This is a genomic window from Streptomyces yatensis, assembly GCF_018069625.1.
GTDB classification, from domain to species: domain Bacteria; phylum Actinomycetota; class Actinomycetes; order Streptomycetales; family Streptomycetaceae; genus Streptomyces; species Streptomyces yatensis.
Genome location: NZ_CP072941.1, coordinates 14,004 through 35,387, shown reverse-complemented (window position 1 = coordinate 35,387; position 21,384 = coordinate 14,004). Strand labels below are relative to the sequence as shown.

The 21,384-nt window shown below is 67.4% G+C and carries 18 protein-coding genes and 1 pseudogene; 10 read left to right on the top strand and 9 right to left on the bottom strand.

Translation table 11 applies throughout. From position 1 onward, the window contains the following. Nucleotides 1-24 precede the first annotated feature (24 nt). The 7 genes from J8403_RS00130 to J8403_RS00100 form a co-directional block, all read right to left on the bottom strand. Entirely contained in the window at nucleotides 25-465 is a 441-nt protein-coding gene (locus J8403_RS00130; protein WP_211121247.1) for a hypothetical protein, read from the bottom strand. 899 nt (nucleotides 466-1,364) lie between these two features. Further along, entirely contained in the window at nucleotides 1,365-1,580 is a 216-nt protein-coding gene (locus J8403_RS00125; RefSeq protein ID WP_211121246.1) for a hypothetical protein, read from the bottom strand. Between the two features lie 235 nt (nucleotides 1,581-1,815). After that, nucleotides 1,816-2,307: a hypothetical protein gene (locus J8403_RS00120; protein WP_211121245.1), complete on the bottom strand. Its 492-nt coding sequence runs from the start codon at nucleotides 2,305-2,307 to the stop codon at nucleotides 1,816-1,818. Between the two features lie 139 nt (nucleotides 2,308-2,446). After that, on the bottom strand, nucleotides 2,447-3,691 hold the full coding sequence (locus J8403_RS44520) for an NUDIX hydrolase (RefSeq protein ID WP_308295215.1): 1,245 nt from the start codon (nucleotides 3,689-3,691) through the stop codon (nucleotides 2,447-2,449). Between the two features lie 216 nt (nucleotides 3,692-3,907). Beyond that, nucleotides 3,908-4,618, bottom strand: a complete 711-nt coding sequence (locus tag J8403_RS00110; RefSeq protein ID WP_211121244.1) for an HNH endonuclease family protein — start codon at nucleotides 4,616-4,618, stop codon at nucleotides 3,908-3,910. A gap of 224 nt (nucleotides 4,619-4,842) precedes the next feature. Further along, entirely contained in the window at nucleotides 4,843-5,217 is a 375-nt protein-coding gene (locus tag J8403_RS00105) for a hypothetical protein (protein ID WP_211121243.1), read from the bottom strand. A gap of 62 nt (nucleotides 5,218-5,279) precedes the next feature. Further along, the gene (locus J8403_RS00100) at nucleotides 5,280-8,018 is read right to left on the bottom strand and encodes a hypothetical protein (protein ID WP_211121242.1); all 2,739 of its coding nucleotides are present in this window, start codon (nucleotides 8,016-8,018) and stop codon (nucleotides 5,280-5,282) included. A gap of 213 nt (nucleotides 8,019-8,231) precedes the next feature. Between J8403_RS00100 and J8403_RS00095 the strand changes: the two genes are divergently transcribed. Both J8403_RS00095 and J8403_RS00090 read left to right on the top strand, forming a co-directional pair. Continuing rightward, nucleotides 8,232-8,438, top strand: a complete 207-nt coding sequence (locus tag J8403_RS00095; protein WP_211121241.1) for a hypothetical protein — start codon at nucleotides 8,232-8,234, stop codon at nucleotides 8,436-8,438. A gap of 160 nt (nucleotides 8,439-8,598) precedes the next feature. Continuing rightward, complete coding sequence (locus J8403_RS00090; RefSeq protein WP_211121240.1) at nucleotides 8,599-8,736, top strand: hypothetical protein; 138 nt, start codon at nucleotides 8,599-8,601, stop codon at nucleotides 8,734-8,736. An 87-nt stretch (nucleotides 8,737-8,823) separates the two neighbouring features. Here J8403_RS00090 and J8403_RS00085 read toward each other — a convergent pair whose 3' ends face one another. Both J8403_RS00085 and J8403_RS00080 read right to left on the bottom strand, forming a co-directional pair. After that, complete coding sequence (locus J8403_RS00085; RefSeq protein WP_211121239.1) at nucleotides 8,824-10,671, bottom strand: UvrD-helicase domain-containing protein; 1,848 nt, start codon at nucleotides 10,669-10,671, stop codon at nucleotides 8,824-8,826. A gap of 42 nt (nucleotides 10,672-10,713) precedes the next feature. Then, the gene (locus J8403_RS00080; protein WP_211121238.1) at nucleotides 10,714-12,747 is read right to left on the bottom strand and encodes an ATP-dependent nuclease; all 2,034 of its coding nucleotides are present in this window, start codon (nucleotides 12,745-12,747) and stop codon (nucleotides 10,714-10,716) included. Between the two features lie 339 nt (nucleotides 12,748-13,086). Here J8403_RS00080 and J8403_RS00075 point away from each other — a divergent pair. The 8 genes and pseudogenes from J8403_RS00075 to J8403_RS00040 all read left to right on the top strand — a co-directional run bounded on the left by J8403_RS00075 (nucleotide 13,087) and on the right by J8403_RS00040 (nucleotide 21,268). Beyond that, a pseudogene (locus J8403_RS00075) lies at nucleotides 13,087-13,856 on the top strand (transposase). Continuing rightward, nucleotides 13,853-14,110 carry a hypothetical protein gene (locus tag J8403_RS00070; protein WP_211121237.1) on the top strand — a complete coding sequence of 86 codons (258 nt, stop codon included), beginning with the start codon at nucleotides 13,853-13,855 and terminating at the stop codon, nucleotides 14,108-14,110. The pseudogene J8403_RS00075 and the gene J8403_RS00070 overlap by 4 nt, the downstream one beginning before the upstream one ends. Continuing rightward, entirely contained in the window at nucleotides 14,107-15,393 is a 1,287-nt protein-coding gene (locus J8403_RS00065) for a DUF2399 domain-containing protein (RefSeq protein ID WP_211121236.1), read from the top strand. The genes J8403_RS00070 and J8403_RS00065 overlap by 4 nt, the downstream gene beginning before the upstream one ends. A gap of 25 nt (nucleotides 15,394-15,418) precedes the next feature. After that, nucleotides 15,419-15,589, top strand: coding sequence for a hypothetical protein (locus J8403_RS00060; protein WP_211121235.1), 171 nt, complete (start codon nucleotides 15,419-15,421; stop codon nucleotides 15,587-15,589). Between the two features lie 346 nt (nucleotides 15,590-15,935). Beyond that, nucleotides 15,936-17,045 (top strand): nucleoid-associated protein, encoded by a 1,110-nt coding sequence (locus J8403_RS00055; protein WP_211121234.1) that lies wholly within the window; start codon nucleotides 15,936-15,938, stop codon nucleotides 17,043-17,045. Then, on the top strand, nucleotides 17,042-18,031 hold the full coding sequence (locus tag J8403_RS00050; RefSeq protein ID WP_211121233.1) for a nucleotidyltransferase family protein: 990 nt from the start codon (nucleotides 17,042-17,044) through the stop codon (nucleotides 18,029-18,031). Before J8403_RS00055 ends, J8403_RS00050 begins: the two co-directional genes overlap by 4 nt. Beyond that, a complete protein-coding gene (locus J8403_RS00045; RefSeq protein ID WP_237510415.1) occupies nucleotides 18,028-18,657 on the top strand; it encodes a hypothetical protein in 630 nt (209 codons plus the stop codon). Before J8403_RS00050 ends, J8403_RS00045 begins: the two co-directional genes overlap by 4 nt. 118 nt (nucleotides 18,658-18,775) lie before the next feature. After that, the gene (locus J8403_RS00040; protein ID WP_237510416.1) at nucleotides 18,776-21,268 is read left to right on the top strand and encodes a DEAD/DEAH box helicase; all 2,493 of its coding nucleotides are present in this window, start codon (nucleotides 18,776-18,778) and stop codon (nucleotides 21,266-21,268) included. Nucleotides 21,269-21,384 lie beyond the last annotated feature (116 nt).

Below are 21,384 nucleotides of genomic sequence, written 5' to 3'. Positions count from 1 at the left end.
CCTCGAAGCGGCCGGGGGAGACGGTCACTTCACGTAATTGCAGTTGTAGTTGCCCTTGCTCGATGTGTATTCGCAGACGGCGAAATGGACATCCTTGACCTGGTAGAGGCTGTCGTGGGCCCAGTCGTTACCGTTACTCGTGGCGATGGTCTTCCAGGCATAAGGGGTGTCGTCCCAGCCGGTGCCGATCCACTCCCTGTACTGGATGCGGAGGTGGGCGATCACCGAACTGCTGCACCTGCCGGTGGTGCTGACACCGATGTTGTACGAGGCGCGGTACCGATCGGCGGTGTTTTCAATGAGGCTGTAGACGTAGTCCCCAGATGCCTCGGCACACTCCAAGTCGCTTACTCCACTGACCTCGTATTGGATGCCGGCCTCGACGGCGCCGGCAGGCGCCTGAGCGACGCCGATCGCAAGGGCTGCGGTGGCTCCGGCGGTCGCGAGGCGACTTTTCAGCTTCATATGGTCCTCCGGTGTCCGTGGCGGATGGAAGGAGTGCTGATCTGGGGTACGAACCAGATTGCACAGGAAGTCCGATGGACGAAATAGTTCCGTCGATACACCGAGTGTCAGAAGGCGTCCGGAAACCGTTGCCCCCGCGGGCACCGACGCGGACTTCAGGGAGCCGTCGGGCATGCGCGGTCACACCGGTCGACGGATCGCCCCACGTCTCCTGCTACCTCATCGCGGGCCTTATGCCGGGTGCGAGCGCCTTGAGCTCCATGCACGCGGCGCCTGCCCGGGCAGGGCCGTCAGGGCGTTCATCCTCGGCTGAGATGAGTCGATCGATAACCAAGCGCCACGTGCGGTAGACGGGCGCGCAGAAAGCTGGCGGGTACTGAAGGTTGATCGGCTCGAGGATGCCGACCGGAGCGTCCGACAACGGCTGCATCGACGAGTACGCCGCCAACCCGGATCACTGGGTTCGGGTTCGACATGCCGGGATTCACGAGGGTGTCGCTCGATGCTGGGAAACACTCGGGACGTGGAAGCGTCCGCCCATCTTGATCGACCGAAGGCTGCTCGACCCATCGGAGAGTGGTCTCCAGGTGGTGGAGGGCAGAACGCGCGTCGGCGTGCTGAAAGGTCGCCGCCGCCAAGGATCATTCGTCGCGATGCAGCACCAGGCCTGGGTCGGACGTCCATCCATGCTGAGGGCGAACTGCCGCGCAGAATCCTGACCATCTACACCCACGTCTCCTCCATCGGCTGGGCCGCCTGACCTGACCCACGCACAAACGGCCCGAAGTCACCGCAACGCGCCGAGGGCCGGCCCACGCCCGATTGACCGCCGCTCAGCCTCCCGGAGCACACGCCGACCGGGGCGGTGAACTGGCGACGCAGCTCGCCCGGGCGCCGGCTCAGAACAACGTGTCCTGATCAGAAGCTGTTCCGGGGGTCTGCGGATTCTCCAGCGGCGGCACGTCTTCGCCTCGCCACTGCGCCTCAAGGTGCTTGCGCCAACCCTGCGGCGGCGGCCACGGGACACCCCACTCGGCGAGCTGCCTCTTCGTCCAGCCGCCCTTCGGGGTCTGTGCGGCGGCGACTTCATCAGGAGAGGGCACGTACGTCGACATAGGGGAATGCCTGCCCACGCGGCCGCTCCGGGTATGCACGCGAAGACCAGCGACGCATGTTCATGCCGCCAGCCTTCGACAGGGATGGCGAATCGATCAGCCCCGACCGGGCTTGAACTTGGGGTACGGGTCGTCTAGGGCCCTTCTGAAGGATCTCCGCGGTGTCGCGATGCCTGGCACGCTCTCTCGCCGCACCGAACGCCGCTCCTACTCCCGCGAAGATCCGCTAATGACCCTAATTACGTATCCGCTTCTCGATCTTCCGCTGTACGCGGACGATCGCGGTGCGCGCGGCTTGGAGCCGGATGCCCTGCACGCGGGCGAGAGCAAGGTAGTCGTCCAGCAGGCTCTCGTCCCCGGCGAGCTTGGCGGCGTGGTTCTGCGGCAGTACGTTCGCCCGATAGCCCTCCAACTCCGCGACGATCACGCCGAACGGCAGGTCCGGGGAACGCTGTTCGGCGATCCTGAGCCTGCTGACCACGTCGACCAGCTCGCGCAGCTCGGCCGTGACGCCCTCGACGGCCGTCGTGAGCGACAGTCGGTTCAGCACGAGGAGCGCATCGCGCGCCGTGTCGTAGTCGGGCTGGTGCCACTGGACGGTCTGGTCGCGGTGGCGGTGGTTGACGACGAGCCAGGTACTGACGACCAGCGCGGCGAGGGCAATCACCGCCCCCCAGGTCCAGGAGGAGGAGAAATCGCCGGCGCCGGAAGAAGAAAGTGACAGCATGGTGTTGTCCTTCCTGAGGATGGATGCTCACCAGATCGCCTCTTCCACAAGGTCGGGTGAGCGTCGGTGTTCTCCACACCACTGCATGGTGTGTTCCGGCCGCGGCCTCGGCTCTCGCTCAGTCCGGGGCCGCGGTGTCCTAGGGGGCGCGGCGGCCGCGCATCATCGGCGGGTACAACAGGTCCGCCGTGCCCCGGCGGAACAGGGCAGGCGGCTTCCCGGGCCCTGACCTGCGCACTTTGTCGGTTCTGACCACGAAACCCGCGGTCTCCTCCACGACCTTGCGGTGGAAGTTCCCCGGATTGAGCTCGTATCCCCACACCGCTTCGTAGACCTTGCGCAGGTCAGTGATGGTGAAGAGGTCGTCACAGAAGGCGGTCGCGACCGTGGTGTGTTCCAGCCGGGTCCGGGTGTGCTCGAGCCCGTGCCGGAGGATCTCGCCGTGGTCGAAGGCAAGGCTGCTGTTGGGGCCCCACAGCGATTCCTCGACCTCGACCCAGTCGGCCTCGCGAGCGTCGCTCGCACCGGTCACCTCCGGCGGATCCGGCATGACCGCTAGAAAGGCGGTCGAGATGATGCGGCCCCGGGGATCACGCTCCGGACGGGAGTACGTGTGTAGTTGTTCCAGCCGGACCCCGGAGCCATTCAGCCCGGTCTCCTCCCGGAGTTCCCGCTTCGCCGTACCCTCCAAAGACTCTCCCGGCCGAACGAACCCGCCGGGCAGGGCGAGCATCCCGCGATACGGCTTTTTGCCGCGCCGCACGAGCAGGACCCGCAGTTGTTCCGAGCCGATCGTGAAGATCACGATGTCGGCCGTCGGCTGCGCCGAGACCCGTGGCCGCCTGACTGGAGCGGGTCCCGGATCGCTCCCGGCGATGATCTCCACCAAGCGGCGCGCATCGACGATTGTTCCCTCAGGGACGGCGATGGGCAGGTCCTTCGGTGGCTCCGCGTAGTAGACGGCCATGCCGCGTTCGTGGACGCACCCGAGTTCGTACGCGGTGGTGCGGCCGATGTATCCGCCGGGATTCACGACGTACACCAGGTCCGAGGTGAAGATCTTCTCCATGGTCGCCGCCTGGAGGTCGTGGTCCGAGGCCTCCGGAGGGTCGGACTCGAAGCGCACGAACTCACGCTCACGGTCGACGATCCGGCAGATCGGCGGGCTTTTCACGGTCAGTCCGGCGTCCGTGAAGGTCCGGGCGGCCGCCCGGACTTCGGGGTAGTGCTGCCGGAAGCTCCCGATGAGAGCGACGGAGCCCTTGGTGGAGATACGCATAACGGGACTGTGCCAGTCGAACGCCGCGGATCTGAACTCCGGATAGTGCCTTCCTGACAAGAACCCGGGTATTGTCCGAGGTGAGAGCGAGCTTGGCGACAACATGTCAGAATGAAAAGAACCAGGGCCGGTTGCTGGCCCCGGCCCGACGCGACACTAGGGTAGGGAGTCCTCGGGGTCAGTTGCCGACACCACCGCATGGCTCGTATCAGCGACGTGGATATCACGCAGATCCCCCAGGGGGATGACGACGAGGCCTCACAGCCTGCCAGGAGATGGCCGCCCAGCTGTTGATCGGGCGGCGCGCCGTCGAGCGGGACCTCAGGGTGCGGGTGTGTACGTCACGGTCGCGTCCTTACATCCTTTGGCGATCTTGTGGAGTGCTTTGATCTCGGCGCGGTCGGCGCTGAGGTTCCAGCGGAGTTTGGTGGCGACCCAGTCGGTGGCGTAGGTGCAGAGCGCGTCTGTGGCCGGCGGGAGCCATTCGGCGGGGTCTCGGTCGCCTTTGGCGCGGTTGGAGCTGAGGCTGACCGCGACCAGTGAGCGCTCGGCGTCGAGGTCGTTGGCGTAGGCCTCCCGCCGTTCCGCGGTCCACGTCGAGGCGCCCGAGTCCCATCCCTCGGCAAGGGGGACGACGTGGTCGATGTCCAGCTTGCGCGCGTCGGTGACGGTCTTGTCGTCGTAGTACGAGCGCCAGGTGCCGCCGGTCAGTCTGCAGTCCTCGCCCTGCCGAGGCTTCTTGACCGCTTCGGACAGGAGGACTTCCTTGCGGGTGTCGCAGCCATCGTGGTCCTCGTCGACCCACAGCTTGAACTTCTCCCGCTCATACCCCGCCCGGGACTCGCGGGCCACCTTCAGCTTCCCGACTTTCTCGGTCAGGGACAGCCCGCTGCCACCCTTGCTCTCGGACCAGCCGGAGCTCGCCGCAGAGACCTTGGCGTCCCCAGTGGAGGACCCGGGGTGGGTGCAGGCGGTTGCGGTCAGCAGCAAGCCGGAGCAAGCCAGGACCATCAGGCGGCGGGCGCGGTGCATGGAACTCCCGTCAGGTGATTCATCAGACCACTTGGACCTACCCACATCCCGCACGCCGGCCAACCAGAATTCACAGAATCCCGCCACTGCAGGCGCGCCAGCGTGTTCATGAGTGGCTGACCGTTGCTGCCGTCACTGTGCCGGGGGAGTGGGGATGACACGGGCGCCGGCCGGTCCGGCAGGGGCGCCGGCGCGGGGCAGGCAGAAGCCGTTAGTCGTTGGTCTCAGCTGGCCACCACCGGCTCGAGGTCAGTTTCGGGTCCAGACTGATGCGCTGCACCGCGAGTTGCAACCGGTCGGTGTCGCCGCCGCGTTCGGCCGATACCCCGGCAAGGAGGCCTCATCTGTGGGCTCTTGCCCGGGCGGAAGGCCCGCAGCGTGTACTCAGGCCGGTCGACGGGCTGCAGCAGCAGCGCGCGGACGCGCTGCTCGCTTTTGTCGGTGGTGACGACCTCGAGCACGTAGTCGGTGGAACTGTCCTGGTTCTCCGGATCCCGCGAGCCGGGCATCGCGTGCTGGGTGGAGTGGTTCACCCACCAGCTCAACGGTCGATGGAGGGTGTTGGTGGAGATGATGGCGACCACGCTGATGAGCGCCATGAGCAGCATCCCGGCGCCAGCGAGGGCGCTGATCCTTCCAGTCGGATGGAAACGTGATCGGTCTACCACGACGGGCTGGTCGTGCCGTCGGCCTCTAAGCCACAGCGCGTCAACTGGGTCTGCTCGGCCGGGGAGTCGGGATGCTGGAGCCGGGCGAGGTCGGCCAGCACGGTGTAGTCGCCTCCGTCGATGGCACTGCGGAAAAAATGCTCTGCCTGGGCCGTATCTCCGATGACCAGCGCGTGCTGGCCCAGCAGCCGGCGGGCTTCGGTCACATGCGCGGACGCCTGTTCCAGCAGCGTGAGGATGACCGGCGGCAGGGGCGTGCCTGCCGCGGGTTTGCTCTGCTGCCACTGCTCCAAGTGCCATGTGACCAGGATCATTTGCGCCGCGCTCGAGCCGTCCTGGGCCAGGCGGTTGAGGAGTTCCTCGGCCAGACGTGGGCCGGCAGGCCAGGGCTGTTTCAGCAACAGACGCGCAGCTGACAGCACGACCCGGATGCGACCGGTGCGCCAGCAGCGCTCCAGCAGGGACCGTGTCTGCTCGGGCTGGGACCGGTACCAGCGCGAGACCAGTTCGACGACAGCGTGATCGTTGCCGTTCTCCGCGGCAGTGGGCAGTAGTGATGCCGCTTCTTCGCCCCTGCCCTGCTCGTCCAGGAACCGCTCGAGCCTGGAGAGCGCGGAGTGCGAGTCGGTCTCGATCAGCGCGTGCAGCAGCTTCTCGACGAGGTCTGTCTCGCCGAGTTCGGCCAGACGGCTTTGCCAGTCCCAGGGGAGCAGCGTGGGTACTTTGGCGAGCCGGTGGGCGAGGAGGCGGATTTCGCCGGGTGTGGCTTCGATTCCCCGCCTGCCACTGCCTGTCGGTTGGTCGAGCACGTCCTGGATTTTCACCGCAAGGGTGGGCAGCGGGGCGGGCGTGGCGGAGGCGTCGGCTTCCGCCTGCCGCGCGTGCGCGATCAGCACGGAGGCTGCCTCATACATTCCCGTGGCCCTCCACAGGTCCGCCAACGGGTATGCGGCGTCGGTGTATCCCGCGGTGACCGAGTCGGCCAGCAGGTCAGCTGCCAGGACGCAGATCTCCTGATCCTGTGTGTCGAGCCCGATACTGGCCAGTGTGGAGCCGAGATACCACAGGCTGTAGCCGCCGTCGTTCACGGCCCGGGCCAGCTCGGCGAGCTCTTCGCGGCCGTGCGGGGCCAGGATGCGACCGGTTTCCGTGTAGTGGAAGCTCAGGCCTTCGACGGCATCTGCATTGCCCCGGCCAAGGGCCCGCAGATACAGATCGCGTGCAATCCGGTAGCGGCTGCGTGAGAACGCGTGCAGGGCCAGCCGCTCGAGATCCTCGCCGGCCGACAGATGATGCGCTGCCTCGAAGAACGTGGCTGGCGGAACCTGGTCCCAGCGCAAGGCACCGGCATGCTGCTCGAGATAGTCCGCCAGATCGACGATGCCCGGCACAGCGCCCATTCCGGCAGGCGGTGCAACGGACAGCAGCGCGCTGGTGACCTGCTTGATCGGGCGGCGAGCGTATTCCAGCGCCTGCGTGAACCAGGATGTGGGATCGGCGTCAGCCCGCTCACGCGGGGTGAGATATCCGGCGGCCGCCTCCCGCAAAAAGGACTCCGGTAGTGGTGAGCGCACGCCAAGCCGCCGCGCGTCGATAGCCGCGGTGATCACCGCCTTCCCGTAGACATGGGGGGCGCGCTGCCAGTGAGCCATCAACTCCGGTCCTGCCGCGAGTATCTGGGTGACAGCCCCGTCCTCCGCTGCCGCGACCGCCACCCCCAACAAAGACGCGTCCGAGGCAGCCCGCCGCTGGAATTCCTCCCATGCCCGGCCGGTGAACGCCTCGGGCACCTCCATCATCGAGCCGCAGGCAAGCAGAGCCCGTGCCTGAGCATGGTGATCATTCTGCCCGCCATACGGGGTGGCCTCGAGCGTTTGATAGTTCTGTGGCCACATCGTCGCCACCGCCGCAACCGGACCCGGCCGCTCAAGTAACTCCCGCAACAGGACTGCTGCCTGCTCGCCGTCCTGCTCCGCGAGCAGCCGGTGCAGATCATCCAGCCACACCACGGTTCGTGCGGGCACCGGCGGGCCAGACAGCAGATCCACCACCGCCCGCGCCGTCTTCGGGTACACCAGCTGCCAGTCAGGGACCACCTCGCGCACCGCTTCGAACGCAGTGCGCGTCTTGCCTGTGCACGACCCGCCGAGCAGCACCATCAGCTGCGTCCCGCCGTCCTGAGCAAGGCGCCCCAACCACTCGCGCACCTGTGCATCGTGTGCGCGCGGCACGTAGGCGGGCAACACGAACTCCCCGTGCCCGCTTTGGCGGCGCTCGCCCGTCACCGCGGCATGCACACGCAGTTGTCGCGCGGTCCACGACGACACGGTGCGGCCTGGCGCTGACTGCTGAAGCGGTGCGTCGCGGTGGGGCTGCACCCGCTGTGCCCGCCCGGCGCGAGCCGACCGGCTTCGCCCCTCGCCGCGTGCAGCCTGGACTGCGGCGTGTGCACGCGACCAGTCGACGTGGTCAAGGCGGACCATCAGGGAGGCGGTTGAGGCACCGGTGGGGCGGCGAGCCGCGGCCAGCAGCAGTCTGGCCGTCTTCTTCACCTGATCGACTTCGTCGGGGACCTTCCCGTCGCGCAGCCAGGACTCAAGGGTGCTCTTTGGCACGCCGACCTGTCCCGCCAGGTCCCGCCAGGAGACTTTGGTCAACCGCCGCAGTTCCCCCAGCGCGAGCAGGTGCGCACGGAAGTCCGCCTCCGCTTCGTCCTTCTGCCGTTCCGTCATCGCTGTGCCGGCCCTCCCGCACTGCGTGCGCGGAGATCAGAGGGTCGTTCGCCGTCGGACACCCAGCAGGTCGCAAAACCAGTCTGACCTGCACAGATGCCTGTCCGACGGTGCGGGTGTCCGACCAGCGTGCCGGACACCCGACACCACCGGCACGGTATTGCCATCACACCGCGCTCCACCGCGCGATCCGATTCAACCGAAAGAGAAAACGTGTCTCTTGCCGCCGTCGTAGCCTTCCTTATTCTGGCCGTCACCGCCTTGTGCGCCGCTGTCCTCGCCGGGGCGGCCGGGCTGTTGCACCGCCTGGACGGGGCCAGTTGGCCCACCGCGCTGACGAAGGCCGCCTCCACTTTCATCACGGTCCTCGCCACGAGTATCGCCCTGCTCACCTTCCTCACCGCGTGGATGCACAGATGACGAAGCGGACCTGCCCGCCATGCCCGCCGCCGCCCGCCCCGGTCGGCCGACAGCGGCGCCGGCCCTCCTGGGGGACGAGGCTCGGCGTGCTGTTGCTGACGCCCTGTGAGCCTAGGCACAGCAAGTCGCGTGGACACGTGGTGCGCTGCTGCTAGGGCTGGTGGTCATCCAGCTGATTGTGGCAGGCGTGGTCTATGTCGCCTACCGGCATCCGGCGCTGACCGGTCTGCTGAGCGTCGGCTGCGCGGCCGCTGCCGTTCTCGTGACCGGGCTCGGGTTCGCCGTTACACGGCGGTGACGCCACCTACCCCGCTCCCGGCAGCCGCGCGCAGCACATCAATCGAGGGATCAGCTTCTCGTTCAGACGACTGCACTGGGATGGCGCCTACTGGTTGGGGGCGGTGCCGAGGATGTCGTCGACGAAGAGTGAACGGGTGGTGGTGTGGGGTTCGCCCCAGCGGTCGGTGAAGAAGTTGCCGGTGATGAGGACGACTTCGGCGCGGGCGCGAGTGACGGCCACGTAGAAGTTGCGCCGCTGGGTGTGCAGTTCTGCCTCGGTGATTCCGTATCGGCCGTAGTAGGGGATGTGCTTGTTGATCAGGCCGGGCAGGATGACGACGTCGAATTCCCGGCCTTTGGCGCTGTGGTAGGTGGTCAAGGTGATACGGCCGGGGGCGCGGCCGCCGGCGAGTTCGGCCACGGTCAGACCGCTGGCGACGATCTGCCGGCAATCCTGGAGCGCGGTGTGGTCACGTTCGTCCGGACCGGCCGCGGCGAGGGTTTCCAGGTCCAGCGCGGCGCTCAACTCTTCCAGGAGCGGGGCGGCAGGTTCGTGGGGTGCGGGTCGTGGCTCGGCGTCAAGGAGGGCGGTAAGGGTGCGAGCCAGGCGTCGTGGGGCATCTTGCTCGATGGCGAGACTGGCGTCGATGCGGCGCCGGTGCCATGTCCCGGCGAGTTCCATCACTGTGCGGAGACGGGGGGTGTCGGCGGGATCGGAGGAGCCGGGCAAAGGGCCGGCCAGGCGGCGTCCGGCGCAGTCGGAGATGAAGTCCGCTATCGGTCCGGTGGGGATTTTGCGGGCTTTCTCAGCGTCGTAGGGCAGTTGGGCTTGCTCGAGCGTACTTTTGAGCTCGTTCAACATGGGGCCCTGACCGGGGTAGAGCAGGGCGATGTTCTCCGCCGGTGTGCCGGAGCTGATGCGCTGCTGCACCACTGCCACCGCTCGCGCGGCATGCTCGTCCAGATCGCCGATGACGGGCTCGAGGGTGATGAGGCCGGGTTCTTCTCTGTCAGGGGCTGCGCGATAGTCCCGCGCGGTGCCGAGCACACGCAGCCCAGCGGCAATCAGGTCGGTTCCGCTCCGCCAGTTGACGCTCAGACGCAGGGTAGTGAAACCGTCATTCTGCTCAAGCTGGCTGAGGTAGCGGCTATGGGCGCCCTGGAAGCCGAACATGCTCTGGTCCGGATCACCCACCGCGGTCACCTGCACGTCGGCAGCCAGCAGCTCCAGGACAATGGCATGCAGAACTGGGCCGAGGTCCTGATACTCGTCGATGACGAGATGCGGGAAGCGCGCGGCGAGCATACGCCGAGTCTCCGGGCTGCGGCGCAGGACGGACAGGGCTCGCTCGGGCATGGCGTCGAAGTCGATAGCAGAGTGCTCGGCCAAGAGGTCCTGATAGCGGCGGATCGTCTCACGATACACAGGGTTGAAGCGCGCCGGATCGTGACCGGCAGCCAGCATCCGGCGCTGCTTGCCCAGTTCCGTGCGCTCGTTACTGCGCAGCTCGCCCAGACCTGCCGCGAGCGCGGCCTCGTCCCACCACTCGCGTGCCTGCTTGTCCTCGCAGACCGTCACCCCCTCGGGGAAAGGGACATCGGTGAAGCGGGCATAGGGGCGCAGGATGTGCTGCAGGCAGAAGCTGTGGATGGTCATGCTGGCCACCCGACGGCCGCCGGGGACTCCCAGCCGCCGCAGCCGCGCGCTGACCTCGGCCGCAGCGGCGTCAGTGAAAGTGATGGCGGCCACCGAGCGGTGGCGGGACGTGGTGGCCAGCAGGTAACCGATCCGGGCGACCAGAGTGCGGGTCTTACCCGCACCGGGACCAGCCCTCAGCACCAGATTTCCGATGTGCTGTGCCGCGTCGCGCTGCTCGGGGTGCAGTCCGGCGATCTCCTTCGCCAGCGCGGCGGGAAGCCGCGGCTCGGCAATTGTGGGTACAGGCTCGTGCACGAGGAATCCCCTACAAGAAGCAGGCGGTCGGACGGATGGATGTCAGGCGGATTCGGGCTGCTCAACTGCCTGCTCGCCGGGCTTCTCGGATGCGGGGGCCAGCGGCCGGTCCAGACACATCCGGCACAGCTGGTCCACCAGCGCCAGCAGCGGCCCGCACCCGCCCAGATGCAGCAGATCCGCCTCCGAGACAGGTTTGTCCCCGGCACGCCCCAGTAGACGCCTCACGCGTGCGGCCAAGTCATCCACCGCCTCCACGTGCGCTGCCAGGCGCTGCGCGTAACGGCCCTTGCTGACCTCCTCTTTCTCGACCCGGGAGATCACCGCCCGGCGCTGTTCCGCGGTGGTGGCCCCGCGCGCGCACTCCAGCGCCTCGGTAAAGTTCTTCCGGGCCTGGACGCCCTCGACGAGTTCGTCGAACGCGGCCTGCATCTCCGCACCCAGCAGCGGGGCGATATCGACCTCAAGGGTGTGCTCGCCGACAAAAACGCGGCGCCCGGCTGCCGCCTCGACCAGACGAGCCCGCCCAGCCCGCGGGCTGCCGTCGGAAGGCAGTGGCAGCCGCCGCATCGTCTCCAGCGTCGTGCGCACAGCCGGTGCTTCCTCGGGGGCGAGCACCTCCAGCACGTCCAGGGCGCGGGTCAGACCGCCTTCCCGCTGGTTGAGGTAGTTCTCGTCATCCCGGTCTGTCTGATCTCCATCGGTGAGAATCCAAAACGACCTGTCCAGCCCACCTGGGCCCAGCAACCGCGCATACGGGGTGAAGGCGGTGCCTTCGACACTGGCCACCACGATGCCGTGGGCGTTCAGATCCAGGCCGGCCGCCTTGGCCACCGCAGGCACCAGATAGGTCTCGGCGATGCCCTCGACCAGGACAACGCCCCGCGCGAAGAGGATCTCCGCTCGGCTGACGTTGAGATACCGCTCCAGATCTTTGCGTTCCCGCTCGTCCAGCAGCCCGGCAGGTATCGAGCTGGCCTGCACCTGCCCCTCCGCCTCGTGCATCAGCACCAGACTGGTCAGCGGGGTGACCGCGGCGATGTGCGGACTGTGCGTCGTCAGCATCAGCCGACTCAGACTACGCAGCAGGTGGAAGAACAGATGCCGCTGCAGCGTCGGGTGTAGATGAGCCTCCGGTTCTTCCACCGCCAGCAGCGTGTCCTCCCCCTCTGCAGCGGCGCGCCGCAACTCCAGCCGCTCTAGGAGCAACGCGAGATACAGCACGTTCGCCATACCGGTAGAGGTGCGGTCGATCCCTCGGGCGCCGGCCGCGTCGATGTACAGTTGCACGCTGCGCAGCAGGTCCTCCTCGCGGCCGGCGAAGTTCAAGGACGGCGTCGGCCCCAGACGCGGTCCCGCCAGCGCCGTGATCCGCTCAGCGAGCAGGGTAGTGAGGCGCTGGACGTTATCGTCTTCGCCGAGCTTGTCGCGGGCCTCTTGCATCACGGCCAGGGTCCGGTCGAGGTTTTCCTGGGCCGGAGGGAGCTCGCGCAGCAGCCTGGTCAGCGGGCTGCGGTCCGAGCGCGCGAGATCCTTCTCGGTGTCCCGCAGAGCAGGCAGTACGGAGAAGGTGGCATAGCGTTTCACGTCCCGCATGCTGTTGCCCGGGTCGAAGCCGCCGAAGACGGTCCACTCATAGTCGGCCTCGGTCAGGAGCTCCTCCTCACCGGCATCATCCGCCCCTCCGGCCACCGATGCCTGGGCGGTTGCCGTGTCGGCCAGCCGCTGCCGGGGACGGAAGACGTAAGTCAAGCGGGCCGTCAGAGGATCAAGACTGACGATAGCTCCGTCCAGGACGCTACGTGCATCCAGATCCTCGTCGAAGCCCGACAACTCGATCTCCACGACGACCTCGACGCCCTGTGTAAAGGTGGGGCCGTTGTCATGGATATCGTCGGAAGACAACACTCGCTGCCGGTCGGGCAGATCCGGGTCCAGGACCAGACGCAGGGCGTACAGGAGGTTACTCTTGCCGACCCCATTCTCTCCGACGATCACAGCGGGGGAAGGGAACGGATCGATCGTCAGGTCCTTGAAATTCCGGAAGTTGCTGATCCGGACGCGGCTGAGCTGCATGACACTCCCGGCGATTCACGAACGCGCTGAACTCCCCTCGCACCGCTGGGCATCCGCACCACGGAGAAACCGGGAGAAGACAACCATCTTAGGCCATCATGCGATTGACGCACTAATCCAGCCAATTACCCTCTCCGCTACGTCCACCCGGCGCAGGCCGCTGCCAGGCGGCGCACTGGCCAAGGAGATGGTCGCCCATGCGTCCTGGCCGTGCCGAAGTCCGAGCACGTGCACGTGCACGTGCACGACCTGGGCGTATTGACTTCGCCACCGACCAGGCACCCGAAGCAGCCTAAGACCTGTCCCGTAACTGCTGCTCAGGGGTGAGATGATCTTGTCGTGTCTGGTGTGATCACGGCGTCGGAGCCCTCATGGATAGCCCGTTCAGCGGGTTGAGCTCGCGTCAGTTCGGCAAGCTGATCATCGCGCTCCGGAGCGAGGGGGCGGATCCGGTGCGCAAGGGCCGGCCGTGGAGTCTGCCGCTGGAGGACCGCGTGCTGTTGGTCGCCGCTTACTGGCGTACGAACCTGACCCTGCGGCAACTGGCGCCACTGTTCGGGGTGTCGAAGTCCGTGGCCGACCGCATCATCGACCACCTCGGGCCATCGCTCGCGCTCCAGCAACGCAAGCGGTTCCGCAAGGACACCGTGCTGATCGTGGACGGCACCTTGCCCCCCACCCGCGACCACAGTGTCGCCGAGGAGTCGAAGAACTACCGGTACTCCACCAATCACCAGGTCGTCATCGACGCGGACACCCGGCTGGTCGTCGCGGTCGGCCGCCCGCTGCCCGGCAACCGCAACGACTGCAAAGCGTGGGGGCTCTCCGGCGCGAAGGCCGCCGTCGGCCGTGCCACGGTGATCGCGGACGGCGGCTACCGGGGCACCGGACTGGTCATCCCACACCGCCGCGAGAAAGGCCAGGCCGAACTCCCCGCCTGGAAAGAGGAAGACAACACCTCCCACCGCAAGGTCCGCGCCCGCGTAGAGCACGCCTTCGCCCGCATGAAGACCTGGAAGATTCTCCGCGACTGCCGCCTCAAAGGAGACGGCGTCCACCACGCCATGCTCGGCATCGCCCGCCTGCACAACCTCACCCTCGCCGGGTGACGAAGGAACAAGCAGGTCAGCGAACACGCCGTAGATCATTTAGGGGACAACGCTTAGCAGAACTCGACGTCGACCTGCTGTGCACCTCCTACCTGTGGGACGGTGCACCGGGCGCATGGGACGGCATCGACGCACACGACCTCGAAGCAGGCGAGGACGGCACCGTCGTCGCCTTCCCTATGCTGGTCCGGGGACTGCAACCACTGCCCGGCGACACCGCCGACCCGGCCTTGGACGATGAGGATCCGGCATGACCTGCCCACTGTGTACCGGCGCCTGCGCCGACGCCGACCTCGGCCCCCTGCTGAACCTGGATCTCGCCTGGCTGTGGAGCGCACTCGCGGCAGTCGCCGACCGGCGTGGCGACCCGACCCTTACTGAGGGACCCGCGGTCACCGTGACCATTCCCGCCTCACCGGCCCAGCGCGCCGCCGCAGCCGGCCTGATCAGCGGGCGACCATTGGCCCCCGGCCAGCGCCGACGTATCGACTTGGGCGAACTGACCGCCGTGCTCGCCGCCCGGGGCCCGGCCCTCACACCGGGCGCGGTCGCCGCCCACGCCAGCGGGCGGCGCCTGGCGGACAAAGCCCGCGCTCGCGCCGCCCAGGAGCACTCCGTCGAACGGCTCCGTGCTCAGCTCGAAGCCGACGCCGCCGACCTCCCGCGCCACGTACGCGCGCTCGTGGACCCGGAGACCGTCTTCGCCCGGCTACGGAGCGCCGGCTGGATTGCCCGCATCCTCAACGTGCCGGACCCCGCAGCGCTGCTCGGCGCGGCGCTGCAGGTGGTCGGGCGGCTGCCGGAGCCCGGCGACCGCATCGACCGCCGTGTCCTGGTTCCCGGGGACCCTCACGCGCTCGACACGGGAATGCTGCCCGCTCTGGTACTCGCCCTGACCGGCAACTCCGCCACCGCTCCCCGCTCGGGCTGGGCGCATCTCGGAGTGGACTGCGACGATCTGCTCGGCGGGCTCATCATCACCGGAGTGGCTCCCTGCGGCTGGCAGGTTCCGCCCGGTGCCACCTTCACCCTGCCACCGAGAGAACTGACCCGAATCGTGTGGACGCCTCCTCCGGCGGCGGGCGTCTGGGTGTTTGTCACCGAGAACCCGTCGGTCCTCGCCGCGGCCAGCGCGCAAGCTCTCGCCGGTGACGCTGCCACGACGCCACGGGTGGTGTGCACGGCTGGCACGCCCTCACAAGTGGAGTGCGCGGCCATCGGCGCGCTGTCCGACGCCGGCTGGCGCGTGGCGGTGCGAGCCGACTTCGACCCAGCCGGACTGGCGCACATGCGGGCTCTCCTCGCCGCGGCGCCCGCAGCACTCCCGTGGCGGATGGGCGCCGGGGACTACCTCACCGTCGCCACCGAGGGCACCCTCGATCTGCACCTGGAAGAAGCCGACGCGCCCTGGGACCCACACCTGGCAGCGGCCATGAGTGCGCATTCCGCTCACGCCTACGAGGAGGACCTCCTGCCGATCCTGCTCGCGGACATCGCAGCGGGTACACCGGACCCTCCACCCACGGCACCGGCCTGAAACCCGCCCCGACTTCCCGCACACGGTGCGTCTGCCGTGCCTGACGCCACGCACCGCGTCCGCCCTTGCCCAGCAGCTGCGCACGACAGAGCACGTCCTCTACCAGGAACACGACGCCGCCCTCACGTGTCTGTTCGGCACGGCGCCCTCGCAGCGGAGCGTCTCCTGCTCAGGCCAGCAGCAGACGGGCGAGTAGGGCCATTCACTGATGACGCAGAGTGCCGACTGTTCCTCGCTCGATACGACACGTGAGGCCTGTGACTCGCCTGTGGCGACAGGAAGAGAGGTGCATTCAAGGCAAGGTTCACTTATTTTCAGTCATTCTGATGCTTGTGTGCATATCTTCCCGGTGAACGTCCTTCCCGCCATGCACAGACCGTTACGATGGCCCGCATCAGGTTGCTGACGCGAAATCAGTATCGCGTTCCGGAGCAGGGGTTTCCGCAGCAGGGCAGTTTCTGCCCGTCGGCTCCGGTACGGCAGGGACAAGCGGTTGATGCCACAGCCGGCCAGCGGCTGCTAAAAGATGTACGGGGTGGGTCATGCCGGGCGTATTTGCTCAACTCGTTGTCGACGAGGCCATCTTTCACCTGCTTCCGCAACGCAAGAAGGCGGATCCGGTGCCAGCACAGCCCCAGCTCAGTGAGGCAGTGTGCAAGCTCGGAGAAGACGTGCGCGGCAAGATCCAGGCCAACTTCCGCGGTGTCCTCGCCAAGCATGGACGCCCGATCATGGAAGAAGCCGAAGGCAAGAAATCGGCCCTGCCGGACCGCGTCTACGAGTACCTCATCGAGCAGCGTGGTCTGGTGGACGTCTCCCTCGACCTCGCCGAACTGCTCTGGGACAGCCAGAAGGGGAAGAACACTTCTGCCGGGCTCCTTCTCGTGGCATCCGCCCGTCTTGCCGGCAAGCGGGCACTGCTCATCGTCAAACTGGAGCAGGAGGGCGGACTGCGGGCCCAGGACGTCCAGGTCAACGGTCTGCGCACCTTCGACATGAGCTACTTCGCCGACCTTCTGATGACCGAGCACAACAAGATCTACAAGGCTGCGTTGTTCTGTGTCGACGGTGTTCCCGAAGACGGACCCATCGAGGGCTGGGCGGCCGACAAGCAACTGGCCGGCAAGATGGCACAGTTCTGGCTGCACACCTTCCTGGGCTGCAGGCCGAAGGAAGACCCCAAGCTCCTCACCCATAACTTCCACCAGGCGGCAGTCGACTGGGTCGACACGCATGTCGACGACCCCGAGAAAAGCATCGACTACCTGATGGCCGTCCTGGTCGAACTGCGCTCCAACGCAACCACCCTTGATCCCACCGCATTCGCCGCCGACCACCTCGACCTCTACGACCAGGACAATTTCCTCACCTACCTGGACAGCAAGGACGTGCCGACGGCCACCTTCGACAAGGACATCACCCGTGTGGCACCGCGTCTGAGCGAGCTGCAGATCGGCTTCGAGAGCGGCATCTCCATCGTCACCCCCGTCCAGCGGGTCCGTGAGGACATCAAGATCGAAGAACACTCCAACGGCACCTCCACGGTCACCGTCAAGGGAAAGATCACGTCCACACGCAGCCACTACAGTCCCCGCAAACCAGATATCGGGGACGCCGGCAGTCAGCCACCCCAGCCGGATCCTGCCGGGTGAGCGTCGTCAACGACGCCTTCCACCGGTACCAGGCGGAACTGCCCCGTATCCGGAAGGCGGCACAGCTCACCGGAGCCCTCCTGCGGCGCAAGACCGCCCGGGCCCAGATCACCTGCGAGGTAACCCATCGGGCCAAGGAGGTCGGCAGCTTCGTCACCAAGGCCTACCACAAGGACTACCCCGACCCCTGGAAGGAGATCACCGACAAGGCAGGAGTCCGCATCACGGTCCAGCACAAAGGCCTACTCGACGACGCCCTCAAGGTCGTCAAGGACAACCTGACACTCGTCGAAGATCCCCAGGACCACCGAGAACAAGAGGACATCGAGGGCAAGTACACCCTGCAGTACCCCCGTCTCCACGTCCAGGTCCTCGCCGCCGGCGGCCTCACGGACGGCGACGGCCGACCATACGAGTGCGAGATCCAAATCCGCACCGAAGCAACCGACTTGTGGGCCCGTATGTCCCACAGGCTGCTCTACAAAACAGGCACCACCGACGTACCCCGCGATGTCAGCAGGTCGCTGTACCGTTTGATCGCCCTGGTCGAACTGTACGACCTCGAAGTCGAACGGGGGGTACACGTCTTGGAACAGCACCCCGACTTCACTCGTAGCAACAGGCTCTTGGACCAAGCAGAGTTCCTCTACCGTACTTTCAACGACCATGAGTACCGCCGAGACCTGTCCGAAGACATTGTCGACGTCCTCGTCGAAACCGTCGAGCGCGAGACCGACTACCCCAACAAGTTAGCCCAGTTCGCAGAGCAGTATCGCGACGAGCTCGAAGCGACCTACCGCGACTATGGCCCTACCAGTGAGCTCTTCCTCACCCACGGCCGCTACGTACTGGCCAGCCAGCCGGAGAGCCTGATCATCTTCGAGCGGCTCACCACCGCCAAGATGCTGCTGAAAGGTATCTGGGCCGACCAACTATCCGACACACTGCTCACCGACATGGCAGAGATCTGGAGCGTCCACCTGTGACTCGACCACCAGAGCCCGAGCCGTCCGCTGTCGTGGCCGCCACCGCCATGTTCGTCGAGGTCCTCGTCGTCGGTATCGGCTTCCTCGCCGGCCTGGGCGTCCTCGCCGCGGCCCTCGCAGGTCCCGACAACAGCCGCCACCTGGCTCCGATGGCTGGCACATCCCTCGCGGCTGGAGCAGCCCTCGCATTCGCCTACGCGCTGGGCATCATCATCGACCGCGCCGCCGACACCGCCCTGGCCCCCACACGCCGCCGACTGCGCGCCCAGTCCTTCCCCACGTCCGCCGCCTACGCCCAGGCACGCCTCAAGCTCGCCGAGTTCCCCTCCCTGATGGCCCGCGCCGACTACGCTCGCTCCCGGCTGAGGATCTGCCGCGGCTGGGTCCTCAACAGCATCCTGCTCACCCTGGCAATCGACCTGGCTCTGTGGCGGTTCCCCGTCGAACACCGAGCCCTGTTGCTCGGCGCGGCAACTGTGCTAGGGATCCTGGCTGTTGTCGGCTTCTATCTGTCGTGGCGCGCCATCACCGCCACCGGCTACCGCAAACTGGCCGCGCAGACAGCACCCGCAGCCACGCAGTCCGTGCCCTCCCAGCCGCCGGTGCCCGCACCACAGACTCCCTGACCACAAGCCGGCACCCCGCATACATGGTGCGGCAGGGACGGCTGTGGCGACGGGGGAGGGCTGACAGAATCGGGAGACGCCCCGCCACTGGCCTGCCCCGTACCGTCCGGAGACCGCCTTGGACCCGCAGCCCCCGGCGGCTGATCCGCAGCCGCTCACCGCCCAGGACCTGCACAGCCTGGGGCTGGACCTGCCCTCCCGCCGTGGGCGGCAACCTCAACCCCTCCCTCTGCATGAGGACCAGCAAGAAGCTCTCGACAGTATCCTCAAGCACCTGCGTCGGCCCGGCACCCGCGGTCTGTACGTGGCGGCGACCGGCACCGGCAAGACACTGGTGGCCAGCCGCGCCGCCAGTCAGTTGGCTCGTCGGCTGCTGCTCGTCGTCCCCACCCTCGACCTCGCAGTCCAGACCGCGCTGGCACTGCGCCGCGACGGCCACCGCGAACCGCTCGTCATCGTCTCCTCAATGGACGCCGCCGCCCACGGCGCCCTGGCCGCCGCCCACGTCGGCTCCGTCACCGACTACCGCCTCCTGGCCTCCCTGCTCGCGGCCGTCGGCCAGCGACGCGACGCCCTGCCCGCTCTGGCAGTGGTGTGCACCTATGACTCGCTCGACAAGATCGAGGCGACGCAGCACACTCGCTACACCGTGCCTCCTTTCGATCTCGCTGTCCTGGACGAGGCCCACCGGATCGCCGGCCGGACGGACAAGAAATGGGCCATGATCAACGACGCGACGCGGATCCACGCTGACCGCCGCCTCTATATGACCGCCACCCCGCGCATCGTCGCCGCACCCGACCTAGCCGAATCCGCCAGCCTCTCCCGCCCCCGCGGCCGCCTGCCCGCAGCAGGGGAGGGCAGCGAAACCAACTCGATGGACAACGAGGCCGTCTACGGCAAGAAGATCTTCGAATACCCGCTCGCACAGGCCATCGCCGACAACCGGGCCGCAGACTACCGCATCGTGGTCCCCACCCTCACCGACGCCGACCTGCGCACCCGCCTGAACCTCCCCACCCCCGAAACCCTCCACCCAGGTGAGGACAACGGCGAGGTGCAGGACAGTGCGCTGCGCACCACCGCCCTGCACCTTGCGGTCCTGCGCTCTATGACCGAGTACGGCCTGAAGAAGGTGCTGGTCTACTTCAACCTCGTCTCTGACGCGCGCCGCTTCGCCCGCGAACTGCCCCACACCCTGCGCCGGCTGGCCAAGACAGCCCCCGACCTGAGCCCCGACATCACCCCTCAGCTGTTTTTCGCCCACGGCGAGCACACCCCCGCCCAGCGCGCCGGAATCTTCGACGGCTTCAGCACCGCCGAATGCGCGGTCCTGGCGAACTCGCGGCTGATCGCCGAGGGCGTTGACATCCCTGCCGTCGACGCGGTCGTTTTCGCCGACCCCACGCGCAGCGTCATCCGCTGCGTCCAGGCCCTCGGCCGCGCCCTGCGCCTGGACGTGAGCGGCAAGACGGCCAGTCTCATCGTCCCCGTCTATGTCCCGCCCGGCGCCGACGGCGAGAACATCCTCGGCACCGCCTACGAACCGGTGTGGGCCATCGCCACGGCGCTGGCCAGCCACGACCACCGCATCCTCGAGCGCCTGCCCGACAAAGCCAACCGCCTCCCCAAAGAGACCAGCGACGTCATCGAACGCCGCTGGCACTTCGACTTCACCGTCCACCCCGAGCGCATCGCCCGCGCCATGGACCTGGCCTCCTTCGACCCCCGCGACGCCGTAGTCTCCCGCTCCCGCCGCCTCGGCCTGGCCGCCGCCCAGTCCTACCGCGACGAACATGGCCACCTCGACGTCCCCGCCGACTACACCGACCCCACCGGATACGCGCTGGGCACCTTCATCACAACCATGCGCGACGCCGCGAAGGCCGACCGCCTGGACGCTGCCTGGGTCGCCGAACTCGACACGCTCGGCATGATCTGGGATAAGCACGACGCCGCCTGGCGCCGCCGCATGACCGCCGCCGCCGACTATCTGCGCACCCACGGCCACCTCGCCGCACCCGCCACCACCCCCGTCGGGGCCTGGCTCGCTGAACAACGCCACCTCGCGGCAAAGAACACGCTCGATACCGCCCGCGCCGACGCCCTGACCGCTCTCGCCCCTGACTGGCGCCTGCCCCACGGCGCCGACTGGCACCGCAAATACCACCTGCTCCGCGCCCACCTCGCCGACGGAGCCGACCCCGCAGCGCTGTCCCGCGACACGCTCCTGGGCGGCGTGAAGATCGGCTCCTGGCTGCACCGCCAGCTCACCACCTGGCACGCCCTCCACCCCGGCCAGCAGCAGCTGATGACCTCCCTCGGCCTGACCCCCGAAAGCAACCCGCTCACCCCCACCCGCCGCCCCCGCCGCACCTTCGAGCAGACCGTCCAGCTCCTGGAACTCTTCCTCCACCGCGAAGGCCGCACTCCCGCCGCCCGCGAGACGATCCGCGTCGACGGCGACACGGTCAAGATCGGCGCCTGGCTCGCCAAGGCCCGCACCAAGCACCGATCGGGCCACCTGTCAGAGGAACACGTGCGCTTGGTCGCCGCGCTCTTCGACGGTGAATGGACCGCCGAGGACGCCGTCCCGGCTGTCCTCGGCTAGCTCGAGGCGCTGCCCAACGCAGGGTGTTGCCGCCAGGACCGTTGCCCTGAACGTAAGACAGGCACGACACGCGCCTGGTGAGAAGGGAAGAGAGCGCCTGCCTTGGGCAAGGTCTG

Coding starts and splice junctions, on each gene's coding strand:
- J8403_RS00130 (WP_211121247.1), bottom strand. CDS start 465: ATGAAGCTGAAAAGTCGCCTCGCGACCGCCGGAGCCACCGCAGCCCTT.
- J8403_RS00125 (WP_211121246.1), bottom strand. CDS start 1,580: ATGTCGACGTACGTGCCCTCTCCTGATGAAGTCGCCGCCGCACAGACC.
- J8403_RS00120 (WP_211121245.1), bottom strand. CDS start 2,307: ATGCTGTCACTTTCTTCTTCCGGCGCCGGCGATTTCTCCTCCTCCTGG.
- J8403_RS44520 (WP_308295215.1), bottom strand. CDS start 3,691: ATGTTGTCGCCAAGCTCGCTCTCACCTCGGACAATACCCGGGTTCTTG.
- J8403_RS00110 (WP_211121244.1), bottom strand. CDS start 4,618: ATGCACCGCGCCCGCCGCCTGATGGTCCTGGCTTGCTCCGGCTTGCTG.
- J8403_RS00105 (WP_211121243.1), bottom strand. CDS start 5,217: ATGGCGCTCATCAGCGTGGTCGCCATCATCTCCACCAACACCCTCCAT.
- J8403_RS00100 (WP_211121242.1), bottom strand. CDS start 8,018: ATGACGGAACGGCAGAAGGACGAAGCGGAGGCGGACTTCCGTGCGCAC.
- J8403_RS00080 (WP_211121238.1), bottom strand. CDS start 12,747: ATGCAGCTCAGCCGCGTCCGGATCAGCAACTTCCGGAATTTCAAGGAC.
- J8403_RS00065 (WP_211121236.1), top strand. CDS start 14,107: ATGACCTGCCCACTGTGTACCGGCGCCTGCGCCGACGCCGACCTCGGC.
- J8403_RS00055 (WP_211121234.1), top strand. CDS start 15,936: ATGCCGGGCGTATTTGCTCAACTCGTTGTCGACGAGGCCATCTTTCAC.